We start from the raw sequence: 12688 nt of genomic DNA, 5'->3' as shown, positions 1-12688 counted from the left end.
GAACTCGACCGCCTCGACGATCCCGTCCTCCGCCCAGGCCGTGGCCACCAGCCCTTCGCCCAGGGTGGCGAGGCCCTGGTGGTGGTAGGTCGGCACCTCCAGCTCCGTGCGGCCCAGCACCTGTGCCGTCCGGCTGCCCGGTGCCACCCGCACCGGGTGCGGGTCGAACACCGCCGTGCGCCTCCGGTGGCCGTTCCCGCCCACGACCTCGGGCAGGTGCTGGTGCAGGGTCCCGCCACGGGCCACGTTCATCACCTGCAGCCCCCGGCATACGCCCAGCACCGGCAGACCGCGCCCCAGCGCCTCCTCCAGCAGGGCGAACTCGGAGGCGTCCCGCCCGGGGTCCACCCCCGCCGTGGCGGCGTCCGGCGCGGCCCCGTACCGTGCGGGGGCGATGTCCCCGCCCCCGGCCAGGATCAGCGCGTCCAGCCCGGCGGCGGCGTGCCCGTCCTCGGCGACCGGGGGAAGCAGCACCGGCATGCCGCCCGCACGCGCCACGGCCTCGACGTACGCCCAGGGCAGGAGCGCCGCGCGCATGTCCCACGCCTCGCCCCACCGGGCCCGCTCCGCGTAGGCGGTGATCCCGATGATGGGCGCGGCGCCCGCGCCCGCGGATGCCCCGCTCACAGCGGCGTCACGTACGCGCTGGAGATGCCCCCGTCCACCAGGAAGTTGCTGGCGGTGATGAACGAGGCGTCGTCACTGGCCAGGAACGCCACGGCGGCCGCGATCTCCTCCGGCTCGGCGAACCGGCCGAAGGGCACGTGCACCAGGCGCCGCTGAGCACGCTCGGGGTCCTTGGCGAACAGCTCCTTGAGCAGCGGGGTGTTCACCGGTCCGGGGGACAGGGCGTTGACCCGGATGCCCTCGCGTGCGAACTGCACCCCCAGCTCCCTGCTGAGCGCCAGCACCCCGCCCTTGCTCGCCGTGTAGGAGATCTGCGAGGTCGCCGCCCCCATCGTCGCCACGAACGAGGCCGTGTTCACGATCGAGCCCCGCCCCTGCTCGCGCATGTACGGCAGGGCGTGCTTGCAGCACAGGTACACCGAGGTCAGGTTGACCTCCTGCACCTTGCGCCACGCCTCCAGCCCCGTGTCCAGGATGGAGTCGTCCTCCGGCGGGGAGATGCCCGCGTTGTTGAAGGCCACGTCGACCGACCCGTAGGCCTGCCTCGCCTCGGCGAAGGCGGCCGCCACCTGGTCCGAGTCGGTCACGTCGGCCGCCACGTACCGGCCGCCGGCCTCCTTGGCCGCCGCCTCGCCCGCGTCGCGGTCCAGGTCGACCACGACCACGTTCGCGCCCTCGTCGGCCAGCCGCAGCGCCGACGCCTTCCCGATCCCGCTGCCGCCGCCGGTGATCACGGCGGTGCGCCCCTCGAAACGCCGCATGTCGCTCCTCATCGCTCGTCGATCTCGGGGGAGTCGGCCCTATACCGGCCGGTACAAGGCCGACTTCCCCGAGATCGGCATGGGTCCTGCGCGGGTGGTCAGCCCGCCGTGTCGTCCGACAGGAAGACCGTCTTGGTGTCGGTGAACGCCTCCAGCGCGTCCGGGCCCAGCTCGCGCCCCAGCCCCGACTGCTTGAACCCCCCGAACGGGGTGCCGTACCGCACCGCCGAGTGCGAGTTCACCGACAGGTTGCCCGCGGTCACCCCGCGCGCGACCCGCAGCGCCCGCCCCACGTCCCGCGTCCACACCGACCCGGCCAGCCCGAAGTCGGTCGCGTCGGCGATGCGCACCGCCTCCGCCTCGTCCTCGAACGGCACCGCGCACACCACCGGCCCGAAGATCTCGTCGGTGAACGCCGGGTCGTCGTGGCCGCCCGGGGTGAGCACCGTCGGCGGGAACCAGAACCCCGCCCCCTCGGGCGCCGACCCCCGGAAGGCCACCGGCGCTCCCTCGGGCACGTAGGAGGCGACCTTGGCGCGGTGCGCCGCCGACACGAGCGGCCCCATCTCGGTGCCGTCCTCGCGCGGGTCGCCCACGGCCACGCCCTTGACCGCCGGTTCCAGCAGCTCCATGAACCGGTCGAACACCGAGCGCTGCACCAGCAGGCGCGAGCGCGCGCAGCAGTCCTGCCCGGCGTTGTCGAACACCCCGTAGGGCGCGGTGGCCGCCGCCTTCTCCAGGTCGGCGTCGGCGAAGACGATGTTGGCGCTCTTGCCGCCCAGCTCCAGCGTCACCCGTTTGAGGCCGTCGGCGGCCAGCGCCATGATGCGCTTGCCCACCCGGGTGGACCCGGTGAAGGCCACCTTGTCCACGCCCGGGTGGCGGACCAGGCGTTCACCCGCCTCGGGGCCGGTGCCCGGAAGCACCTGGAGCACCCCTTCGGGGATGCCCGCCTCCAGGGCCAGCTCACCGAGCCGTACGGCGGTCAGCGGGGTCAGCTCCGACGGCTTGACCACGACCGCGTTGCCCGCCGCCAGCGCGGGCGCCATGCCCCACGACATGATCGGCATGGGGAAGTTCCACGGCACGATGACCGCCGCCACCCCCAGCGGCTCGGCGAAGGTGAGGCTCCAGCCCCCGGCGACCGGGATCTGCCGCCCCGCCGCGCGCTCGGGCGCGCCCGCGTAGTACAGCAGCACGTCGCGCACCATCGCGGCCTCGCCGCGCGCCTGGCCGATCGGGTGCCCGGCGTTGCGCACCTCCAGCCACGCCAGCTCCTCGATGTGCGCGTCGACCTTCTCGGCGAACGCGCGCAGCAGCCGCGCCCTGTCGCCCGGGGCCACCGCCCGCCAGGCGGGCCAGGCCGCGCGGGCGCGCGCCACGGCGGCGTCGGCCTCTTCGGCCGAGGCGAGCGGCACCGTGCCGATGACCTCCTCGGTCGCCGGATTCACCAGTTCCTGCAGGGTCGGCGCTTCGGACGCCCCCATCGGTGGTCCCTCCTCTCGGTCACAGCGCCTGCTCACAGGCGCTCGAAGCCCCGGTACAGCTCCCAGTCGGTCACCGCGGCGTCGTAGGCCGCCAGCTCCACCCGGGCGTAGTTGGCGTAGTGCTCGACCACCTCGTCGCCGAAGGCGGCCCGCGCCAGGTCGCTCTTCTCCCACAGCTCCAGCGCCTCGCGCATGGTGGCCGGTACCGACGGGGCGTCGCCCGTGTAGGCGTTCCCGGCGCACGCCGGGCCCGGCTCCAGCTCGCGGTCGATCCCGTCCAGGCCCCCGGCGATCAGTGCCGCCACCGCCAGGTAGGGGTTGACGTCGCCGCCGGGCACGCGGTTCTCCACGCGCAGGCTCGGGCCGCCGCCGACCAGGCGCAGCGCGCACGTGCGGTTGTCGACGCCCCAGGCGACCGACGTCGGTGCGAAGCTGCCCGGCACGTACCGCTTGTAGGAGTTGATGTTGGGCGCCAGCAGCAGGGTGAGTTCCCGCAGCGAGGCGAGCTGCCCGGCGAGGAAGTGCCGCCCGAGGGCCGACAGCCCGTCGGGCGCGCCCCCGTCGGCGAGCACCGGGGAGCCGTCCTCGCCGCGCAGCGAGATGTGCACGTGGCAGGAGTTGCCCTCGCGCTCGTTGGGCTTGGCCATGAACGTGATGGACATGCCCTCCTGGTCGGCGATCTCCTTGGAGCCGTTCTTGTAGATCGCGTGCTGGTCGCAGGTGGTCACGGCCTCGTCGAAGCGGAACGCGATCTCGTGCTGGCCCAGGTTGCACTCGCCCTTGGCCGACTCCACGTACAGCCCGGCCCCGGCCATGCCGTTGCGGATGCGGCGCAGCAGCGGCTCCACCCGGGCGCCGCCCAGCACCGAGTAGTCGACGTTGTAGCGGTTGGCCGGGGTCAGCTCCCGGTAGCCGCGCTGCCAGGCCTGCTCGTAGGAGTCGCGGTAGACGACGAACTCCAGCTCGGTGCCGACCATCGCCGTCCAGCCGCGCTCGGCCAGCCGGGCCGTCTGGGCCTTGAGGATCTGGCGCGGGGAGGGGGCGGCGTCGGCGCCGTCCAGCCGCAGCACGTCGGCGGTGACCATGGCCTGGCCGTCCTGCCAGGGGGTGCGGCGCAGGGTGGCGGGGTCGGGCCGCAGGACGATGTCGCCGTAGCCGGTGTCCCAGGAGGACATGGCGTAGCCGCCGACGGTGTTCATCTCCACGTCGACGGCGAGCAGGTAGTCGCAGGCCTCGGTGCCGTGGGCGAGCACCTCTTCGAGGAAGAAGCGGCCGGAGACCCGCTTGCCCTGCAGCCGGCCTTGCATGTCGGTGAAGGCCACCAGCACCGTGTCGACGGCGCCGGACTCCACGTCGGTGCGGAGCCGGTCCACGGTCAGCGGGGGTCCGCCGCGGTTCGTACTCACCCTCGGCCTCCTTAAGGTTCAGAGCCAGACCTTTTATGGAGGAAAGCAGCGGCCGCATCCCCGTGTCAATCCCTCCGCGGCGGCGAAACCGCTCCGAAATACCGGTGAAACGGCAGGTCCGCGCCGAGGGGGCGGAGAGGGGAGCCCCCCTTGACAGGGCGGTTCGGCGGCGCGCATCATCACCGACCATCACCTAAAGGACCGGCGGCATACCTTTTCTGTCCGGCGGTGCTCCGTGTGGCGCACCGCCGCCCCGTCCTTCGCCCCCGACCCACCGACCCCTGCCCAGCACGCCCCCGAGGGGAGCACCGTGGCCCGAGAACACGGCACCGACACCGACGGACACGTCCAAGGCGCCGACTACGTCCGCGCCGGAACCGACTACCTCCAGCGCCGCACCCTGCGCCGCGGCGCAGCCGGATGGCTGCTGCTCGCCGGCCTCGGCGTCTCCTACGTCATCTCCGGCGACTTCGCCGGGTGGAACTACGGCATCGCCGAAGGGGGATGGGGCGGCCTGCTCATCGCCACCGTCCTCATGGGCACCATGTACCTGTTCATGGTGCTGGGACTGGCGGAGATGGCCTCCGCGCTGCCCGCCACCGGGGCGGGCTACGGGTTCGCCCGCCGCGCGCTGGGACCGCTGGGCGGCTTCGCCACCGGAACGGCGATCCTCATCGAGTACGCCATCGCCCCCGCCGCCATCGCCGTGTTCATCGGCGGCTACGTCGAGGCGCTCGGGCTGTTCGGCATCACCAACGCCTGGCCCGTCTACCTGGCCTGCTACGCCCTGTTCGTCGGCATCCACCTGTGGGGCGTCGGCGAGGCGCTGCGCGTCATGTTCGCCATCACGGCCGTGGCCCTCGTGGCGCTCGTCGTCTTCGCCGTCGGGATGGTCCCCGAGTTCGACCCTGGCAACCTCGTCGACATCGCCCCGACCGGCGCCGCGGGCGCCAGCGCCTTCCTGCCCTACGGGTACGCGGGAATCCTGGGGGCGTTCGTGTTCGGCATCTGGTTCTTCCTCGCCATCGAGGGCGTGCCCCTGGCAGCCGAGGAGGCGCGGGACCCCAAGCGCGACATGCCCCGCGGCATCATCGCGGGCATGGCGGTGCTGCTGGTGACCGGCTTCGCCATGCTGCTGCTGGCTCCCGGCGGCGCCGGGGCGAGCGCGCTGGCCGACTCCGACAACCCGCTCCCGCACGCCCTGCGGGAGGCCTACGGCGGGTCGACCCTGCTGGCCGACGTCGTCAACTACGTCGGCCTGGCCGGACTGGTGGCCAGCTTCTTCTCCATCATCTACGCCTACTCGCGCCAGCTCTTCGCGCTCTCGCGCGCGGGCTACCTGCCCACGTGGCTGTCGGTCACCGGGCGCCGCAAGACCCCCTACATGGCGCTCATCGTGCCCGGAACGATCGGCTTCCTGCTGGCGGCCGGGGTGGGCGACGGCGACCGGCTGATCAACATCGCGGTGTTCGGGGCGACCGCCTCCTACGCGCTGATGATGGTCTCCCACATCGTGCTGCGGCGGCGCGAGCCCGGCCTGGAGCGGCCCTACCGCACCCCCGGAGGCACGGTGACCACCGGCATCGCCCTGGTGCTGGCGCTGTGCGCGGTGGTGGCCACCTTCCTGGTGGACGTGGTGGGCGCGGCCGTGGCGGCGGCGATCTTCGCGGTGTTCCTGGCGTACTTCTGGTTCTACTCGCGCCACCGGCTGGTGGCCGACGCCCCGGAGGAGGAGTTCGCCCTGGTGGAGAAGGCCGAGTCGGAGCTCAACTGACCTCCGTCGGGTGGGCTCGGCGGGGCCCGGTGCCGGATCGGGGGGGCGGCGCCGGGCCCGGTCACGCGGGGCCGCCGACCGGGAACGACCGGCCGAGCGCGGGAGGCGGGCCGCCCGCCGCCGCACGGCCGCCGAAGGAGGCACGCGGCGGCGGGTGCGGGCCGGGGAGCGGGGGCCGATCCGGGCACCGGATGCCCCTTCCTCCACCCGTGCCTCCGGCCGTGTATCCGGCGGCGGCACGGGCCCGCCGTGAGGTGCGCTCACGCCAGGAACGCCCGCAGCAGCGCCTCCGTCCCCTCCAAGTGCTCCCCGACCGCGCGGCGCGCGTCCTCAGGGCGCCTGCCGCGCACGGCCTCCACGATCGCCCGGTGCTGGGCGCTGCTGTGCTCCAGGTTGCGCGCCAGGATCGGCATCGCGTTGAGCAGGTCGTTGATGCGCATCCGCGTCTCGGCCAGCGCCCCGGTCAGCGACGGCGACCCGGTCAGCTCGGCCAGCGTGTGGTGGAAGACCGTGTCGCACCGCCGGTAGTCCTCGATCGGGGCCGCGTCCACCGCCTCCAGCCGCTCGGCCAGCAGCCGGTCGCCGTCGGGGTCGAGCCCCTGCTCGGCCAGCCGCACCGCCGCCCCGGTCTCCAGCGCGCGCCGGAAGGTGAACAGGTCCTCCAGGTCGGCGCCGGTGCGCTGGAGCATCCGCTGCGCCTCGGCCCGGCTGGGACGCGGCGGCACGTCGGCGACGAAGGTCCCCCCGCCGCGCCCGCGCCGCGACTCGGCGTACCCGGCCTCCTGCAGGGCGCGGATGGCCTCGCGCAGCGTGATCCGGCTGACCCCGAGCCGGGCCGCCAGCTCCCGCTCGGGCGGGAAGCGCCCGCCCCGGGCCACCACCCCGAGCTTGATGGCCGACAGCAGCCGCTCCACCGTCTCCTCGAAGGCGTTGCCGGTGCGCACCGGGCGGAACACCGCCTCGGCCGCGCTCTCGGCCAGGGCTCCGGCCTCCGGCTGGGACACGTCCACCCCTTCCGAACCCTCGCGAACCGCCGCGGGCCGCATGGCCCTCGGCCCCGGCCGCCGTCGGCGGCCGCNNNNCCCGGGCCGCCGTCGGCGGCCGCAGCACTCAGGGTAATCCCGGGGCGGCGGCCCGCTGGTCCGGCCCGGGCGGGTGTGGGAAAATGCCGGTAACCGGCACCGTCCCTGGAGCGAGGTCGCCATGGCCCGGAGTGATGACACCCTCCCCGCGCGCGGAACCGCCCTGACCGTCGTCTCCTGGGTACTCCAGGTCATCGGCGCGGGGCTGTTCCTGCTGATGGGGTTCGGCAAGGTCGCGGGCTGGCCCGACTTCATCACCACGTTCGAGAACATCGGCGCGGGCCAGTGGCTGCGCTACTTCGTGGGCGTGGCCGAGCTGGCCGGGGGGATCGGAGTGCTGATCCCCCGCCTGGCCGGGCTCGCCGCCGCGGGGCTGACCCTCGTGGTCGTCGGCGCCGCCCTCACCCACGTGGTCATCCTGCAGGACTCGGGGTGGATGCTGCCGGTGGCGCTGATCGTACTGATGGGCGCGCTGGCGTGGATCCGCCGCGCGGAGACGGCGTCGCTGCCGTCCTACCTGCGCGGCCTGCTCGGCCGGGGCTGATCCCGCCGCCGAGCAGACCGCGACGCCCGCGTGTGCGGGCGTCGCCTCAGAGCCAGCCCTTGACCTTCTCCACCAGGCGGACCGGGTCCTCGCCCACCGGCGTCACGTTCAACTCGGTCACGCCCGCCGCGCGGAAGGCCTCGATGCGCTCGCGCACGTAGGACTCGGGGCCCACCAGGTTGGTCAGCTCCAGCATCTCCTGGGGGACGGCGGCCGCAGCCTCGTCCTTGCGCCCGGCCAGGTAGAGCTCCTGGATCTTGTCGGCCGCGTCCTCGTAGCCGTAGCGGCGGGCCAGGGTGTTGTAGAAGTTCTTGCCCTTGGCGCCCATCCCGCCGACGTACAGGGCGATCATCGGGCGGACGAAGTCGAGCAGCTTCTTGGTCTCCTCGCCCTCGCCGATCGCGAGCATGCCCCCGGCGGAGATCTCCAGGCCGCCCAGGGAGGGGTCGCGGTCGGCCCTGCCCGCGCGCAGCGACTCGCCCCAGACCGCGTCCGCCTTCTCCGGGATGAAGAAGATGGGCAGCCAGCCGTCGGCGATCTCGGCGGTCATCTTGACGTTCTTCTCGCCGAGGGAGGCGATGTAGACGGGGACCGCGCTGCGCACCGGGTGGTTGATGATCTTGAGCGGCTTGCCCAGCCCGGTGCCCTCCTCGGGCGGCAGCGGCAGGGTGAAGACCTTGCCGTCGTGGGTGAGGCGCTCCTCGCGCGCCCACACCTTGCGGCCGATCTCGACGACCTCGCGGGTGCGGGCCAGCGGGCGGTCGTAGGGGAGGCCGTGCCAGCCCTCGATCACCTGCGGGCCGCTGGCGCCCAGCCCCAGCACGGCGCGGCCGTCGGACAGGTAGTCCAGGCCGGCGGCGGTCTGCGCGATCAGGGTGGGGGTGCGGGTGTAGACCGGGAGGATGGCGGCGCCGATGCGCACGCGCTCGGTGCGGGCGGCGATGTAGCCCATGAGGGTGGGGCTGTCGTAGCCGTAGGCCTCGGCCACCCACACGGTGTCCAGGCCGACCTTCTCCAGCTCGGCGATCTGGCCGACGGACTCCTTGGGGTTGCCGGCGTATTGCAGGGGCATGGAGATGCGCATGCTGCCTCCGTAGGTGGTCGCCCGTGATCGGGGCGACACTCTACCCCTGAGTAGGTTTCGGTCCGGCGACCGGGGCCGGTGGGCGGCGCGCCGCCCACCGGCCCCGATGCGCTGCGGACGCGCCCCCGGCGGCCGGGTGCGCCCGCGCGGGGCGCCCCCGGTCCGTCTGGGGAGGCGTCAGGAGTAGGAGTGCTCGGCGTCCGGGAAGGACCCGCCGACGACCTCCTCGGCGAAGCTCTTGGCGGCGCCCGCCAGAGTGGAGTTGAGGTCGGCGTAGGCCTTGACGAACTTGGCCACCCGCGGGCTCAGGCCCGCCATGTCCTGCCAGACCAGCACCTGGGCGTCGGTGTCGGGACCGGCCCCGATGCCCACCGTCGGGATGCTCAGCTCGGCGGTGATCCGGGCCGCCAGCTCGGCCGGGACGCACTCCAGGACGACCGAGAAGGCGCCCGCGCGCTCCAGCTCCTTGGCGTCGGCCAGCAGCTCCTCCGCGCCCTGGTCGCCGCGGCCCTGCACGCGGTAGCCGCCCAGGGCGTTGACCGACTGCGGGGTCAGGCCGATGTGCCCCATGACCGGGACCCCGGCGGAGACCAGGGCCTCGACCTGGGGGGCCATGCGGCGGCCGCCCTCCAGCTTGACGGCGTTGGCGTGGCCGTCCTTCATGAAGCGCGCGGCCGCCTCCAGCGCCTGCTCGGGCGAGGCCTGGTAGGCGCCGAACGGGAGGTCGGCGACGACCATGGCGCGGGTGGTGGAGCGGGCCACCGCCGCGGTGAGCGGGAGCAGGTCGTCGACGGAGACGGGGAGCGTGGAGTCGTAGCCGTAGACGACCATGGCCGCCGAGTCGCCGACGAGCAGGACGGGGATTCCGGCCTCGTCGAAGACCCGCGCGGTGAGGGCGTCGTAGGCGGTCAGCATGGGCCAGCGCTCGCCGCGCTCCTTGGCGGCGGCGATGTCGCGCACGGTGACCCGGCGCGCGGAGGTGCCCCCGTAGAGGGCGGGGGCGGACGTGGATGTGGTCATGACGTGTTTTCCCTCCGGTGTCTCGAAGCGCCGAGGGCGTCTCCGGACGGTGTCGGTAAAAACGGGCGCAGCCATCCTCGCACGCGCGGGGATGCGCAACCTCTGTCGGGCCCAACGTCGGAGGGGCCCCGGTTCATCCCCTCACCGGGGGGATGCGCGCCACTCCACGGGGGCGGTGCGCCGGGCGCCTTCAGACCGGAGGGGGAGGCCCCTGCGGGCCGCTGGGGCCCGCAGGGCCGCGGAACGTGTTCCGGTACGCCTGGGGAGAGGTGCCCGCCAGGCGGGCGAAGTGGTGGCGCAGGGTCGCCGCCGTGCCGAAGCCGGACCGGTCGGCGACGCGCTCCACGGGCAGCGCGGTGGCCTCCAACAGCTCCTGGGCGCGGTGCATACGGGCCCGGAGCAGCCACTGCAGGGGCGTCGTCCCCGTCTGCTCGCGGAACCTCCGGTTCAGGTGGCGCACGCTCATGCCCGCGTGGGCGGCGATGTCCTCCAGGGTGAGGGGGCGGTGGAGCTCGGTCTCCATCCAGTGCAGGGTCGGCTGCAGGGTGGAGTCGCGGGCGCGGGGGCGGCGGTGCTCGACGAACTGCGCCTGCCCGCCGTCGCGCTGCAGCGGCATGACGGTGCGCCGGGCCGTCGCCGCCGCGGCCTGGGCCCCGAGGTCGCGGCGGACCAGGTGCAGGCACAGGTCCAGCCCGGCGGCGACACCGGCCGAGGTGACCACATCGTCCTCGTCGATGAACAGCACGTCGCCGTCGACGTCGACGCGGGGGTGGCGCCGGGCCAGTTCTTCGGCGTGCTGCCAGTGGGTCGTCGCCCTCTTGCCGTCCAGGAGTCCCACGGCGGCCAGAGTGAAGGCGCCGATGCACACCGACGCCATCCGGGCCCCGCGCCCGGCGGCTCCGTCCAGCGCCGCCGCCACCGGGGGAGAGGGGCGGTCGAGGAACCCGGCGTGGCCGGGGACGATGACGGTGTCGGCGCCGTCGAGCCCCTCCAGCCCCCACTCCGTTCCGACCTGGAAGGCGCCGTGCTCGGCGGACGTGGTGACGGACCGGTCGGGGGCGCAGACCCGGATGTCGTAATGCGGGGCGGTGACGGTGGCGTTGGCGGTGCCGAAGACCTGGCCGGGCACGGACAGGTCGAAGGGCAGCACCCCGTCGAGGGCGAGGACCGCGATGATCATCATGGCCAGAACTTAGCGCATGGCGTCATTCTGGCCGCTGGCCGGTGCGCTCGTGGGGCACCAGGATCGATGGCGTTCCCGACAGGACAAGGAAACGGAGTGCCCGTCATGCACCGCTCCCCGTCCGACCCCGTGGCCGGAATCCCGCTGCCGGCCACGGACCTGGCGGCGGCCGCCCTGCGTTTCGCCGAGGAGGCGGAGCCCGCCTTCGTCTACCGCCATAGTGTGCGCAGCTACCTGTTCGCCCGCGCGCTGGCCGACCGCCGGGGCCTCCGTCCCGGGACCGACTTCGACGACGAGCTGGTGTTCCTGGGGTGCGTCCTGCACGACCTGGGCCTGACCGCCCAGGGCAACGGTGCGCACCAGTTCGAGGTCGACGGCGCCGACCTGGCCGCTCGGTTCCTGCGCGGCCAGGGGGTCGAGGAGCGGCGTGTGGAGGTGGTGTGGGACGCGGTCGCCCTGCACACCTCGGCCGGGATCGCCGCGCGCAAGGGGCCGGACGTCGCCTTGGCCCAGTCGGGCATCGCGGTCGACATGCTCGGACACGGCAGGGAGGAGCTTCCGCCGGGCCTGGCCGAACGCGTCCATGCCGCCCTGCCCCGTGACGACCTCGCCCACGCGATCATCGACCTGATCGCGGAGCAGGCGGCGGCGAACCCGGCGAAGGTCGATCCACTGGGCTTCACCGGCCATGTGCTCCGCCCCCGCCTGCCCCGGGGCGCACTGCCGGACTGGCAGGACCTGATCGCCGCATCCGGGTGGGGCGACCGGCCGACCGCCCCGCCCGCCGATGTGGGCCCCGCCGACGTGGACCCCGACACCTGATCTGCGGTGCGTCAGCCCGTCCGCCATCTCCAGATGCTCTTGCGGTGCAGGTCAGGCGTGAGGCGGCCGGGACACGTGAGCGGGGTACCAGCTGGCCCCGTCGCCGCCCTTAACGGCAACCACGCACACACCCGGTGGTCGAAGGTGCTGCGGGAAGGCCGCTGGCCTTTGTCGTTGCCGTCTTCTGCCTTGCGTCCTGACGGCCCGGCGGTCGGCCGGGGGCGGCGAGGGGGGTAGCTGCTGGGTCGCCGCCTTCCTGGAGCGCGAGGGGCCGCCGGTCGGCAGGCGGGGCCGGGGAACCGTCCGGCTCTCTCCGTCGCTGCCCATCACGGTGACCGCCCGTACGCCCGCCGCCCGACAGCGCTGCTGGAAGGGGGGCGGCTCCTCGTCGTCGGCGTCCCTCCCCCCACTCTGGCGGCCCGCCCCTCGGCCGGGCCCGTGGGCGGACCACCTGCTCTGCCGTCGGGGGGCACCGCGTGTGGGCGGCACACACCTGGGGAACTGCCCGGTTCTCCTCGTTGACTAAGGCCCCTAAGGCGTCTCTAAGGCCCCATTCACCAGGGAAGATACGGCGACTTTCCGATACCGGGGGAGGGGGCTGCGGCGGGAGTGTGGAGGTGAGCCACCGAGAGGGAGGACACCCGTGCACCACCCCGAGCACCTGGACGAGCTGGCCCGGCAGCACCGGGAGAGGCTGCTCCGAGACGCGGCGGCCGAGCGCGCCGCCCGGGACGCCCGGCGGCAGCGGGAGGACGACGGGCGCCACGAGCGGCGCCGCCGCTGGCGGGAGCACTTCGGCCCGGCGGCGTGACCTGACCCGGCGACGCGACCCGGCCGGGCGGCGTGGCGCGGCAGGCTGACCCCTTGTCCACAACGGTCGAGTCGGCCCCGCCCGCGC

General features: G+C 74.0%; 12 protein-coding genes. 4 read left to right on the top strand and 8 right to left on the bottom strand.

Going from position 1 to position 12688, the window contains the following annotated elements:
* From D476_RS0102395 to D476_RS0102380, 4 genes are all read right to left on the bottom strand, one after another.
* A partial coding sequence (locus D476_RS0102395; protein WP_017622389.1) for a gamma-glutamyl-gamma-aminobutyrate hydrolase family protein occupies positions 1-627 on the bottom strand: 627 nt, incomplete at its 3' end.
* Complete coding sequence (locus D476_RS0102390; RefSeq protein ID WP_017622388.1) at positions 624-1388, bottom strand: 3-oxoacyl-ACP reductase; 765 nt, start codon at positions 1386-1388, stop codon at positions 624-626. The genes D476_RS0102390 and D476_RS0102395, both read right to left, overlap by 4 nt.
* Before the next feature lie 98 nt (positions 1389-1486).
* Positions 1487-2875: an aldehyde dehydrogenase family protein gene (locus D476_RS0102385; protein ID WP_017622387.1), complete on the bottom strand. Its 1389-nt coding sequence runs from the start codon at positions 2873-2875 to the stop codon at positions 1487-1489.
* Between the two features lie 32 nt (positions 2876-2907).
* Positions 2908-4281: a glutamine synthetase family protein gene (locus tag D476_RS0102380; RefSeq protein WP_017622386.1), complete on the bottom strand. Its 1374-nt coding sequence runs from the start codon at positions 4279-4281 to the stop codon at positions 2908-2910.
* A 310-nt stretch (positions 4282-4591) separates the two neighbouring features.
* Between D476_RS0102380 and eat the strand changes: the two genes are divergently transcribed.
* Positions 4592-6055 (top strand): ethanolamine permease, encoded by a 1464-nt coding sequence (gene eat / locus D476_RS0102375; protein ID WP_026123153.1) that lies wholly within the window; start codon positions 4592-4594, stop codon positions 6053-6055.
* Positions 6056-6315: 260 nt separating this feature from the next.
* Here the strand turns inward: eat and D476_RS0102370 are convergent, their stop codons facing one another.
* The gene (locus tag D476_RS0102370) at positions 6316-7059 is read right to left on the bottom strand and encodes a FadR/GntR family transcriptional regulator (RefSeq protein WP_026123152.1); all 744 of its coding nucleotides are present in this window, start codon (positions 7057-7059) and stop codon (positions 6316-6318) included.
* Between the two features lie 199 nt (positions 7060-7258).
* Between D476_RS0102370 and D476_RS0102365 the strand changes: the two genes are divergently transcribed.
* Positions 7259-7681, top strand: coding sequence for a DoxX family protein (locus D476_RS0102365; RefSeq protein ID WP_017622383.1), 423 nt, complete (start codon positions 7259-7261; stop codon positions 7679-7681).
* Between the two features lie 46 nt (positions 7682-7727).
* On the opposite strand, the gene D476_RS0102360 is transcribed toward D476_RS0102365, so the two are convergent.
* The 3 genes from D476_RS0102360 to D476_RS0102350 form a co-directional block, all read right to left on the bottom strand.
* On the bottom strand, positions 7728-8765 hold the full coding sequence (locus tag D476_RS0102360; protein ID WP_017622382.1) for an LLM class F420-dependent oxidoreductase: 1038 nt from the start codon (positions 8763-8765) through the stop codon (positions 7728-7730).
* A 177-nt stretch (positions 8766-8942) separates the two neighbouring features.
* Positions 8943-9785, bottom strand: coding sequence for a 3-methyl-2-oxobutanoate hydroxymethyltransferase (gene panB, locus D476_RS0102355; protein ID WP_017622381.1), 843 nt, complete (start codon positions 9783-9785; stop codon positions 8943-8945).
* 190 nt (positions 9786-9975) lie between these two features.
* Positions 9976-10968, bottom strand: coding sequence for a GlxA family transcriptional regulator (locus D476_RS0102350; protein ID WP_017622380.1), 993 nt, complete (start codon positions 10966-10968; stop codon positions 9976-9978).
* 105 nt (positions 10969-11073) lie between these two features.
* Between D476_RS0102350 and D476_RS31840 the strand changes: the two genes are divergently transcribed.
* Both D476_RS31840 and D476_RS38145 read left to right on the top strand, forming a co-directional pair.
* The gene (locus D476_RS31840) at positions 11074-11790 is read left to right on the top strand and encodes an HD domain-containing protein (RefSeq protein ID WP_051061557.1); all 717 of its coding nucleotides are present in this window, start codon (positions 11074-11076) and stop codon (positions 11788-11790) included.
* Between the two features lie 643 nt (positions 11791-12433).
* Positions 12434-12601 carry a hypothetical protein gene (locus D476_RS38145; protein WP_017622378.1) on the top strand — a complete coding sequence of 56 codons (168 nt, stop codon included), beginning with the start codon at positions 12434-12436 and terminating at the stop codon, positions 12599-12601.
* Positions 12602-12688: the final 87 nt, after the last annotated feature.

Origin of the sequence: Nocardiopsis chromatogenes YIM 90109 (genome assembly GCF_000341185.1) — a bacterium.
GTDB lineage: Bacteria > Actinomycetota > Actinomycetes > Streptosporangiales > Streptosporangiaceae > Nocardiopsis_A > Nocardiopsis_A chromatogenes.
Note: the sequence above shows the minus strand (reverse complement) of the source record. Positions and strands in the feature narration are given on the sequence as shown.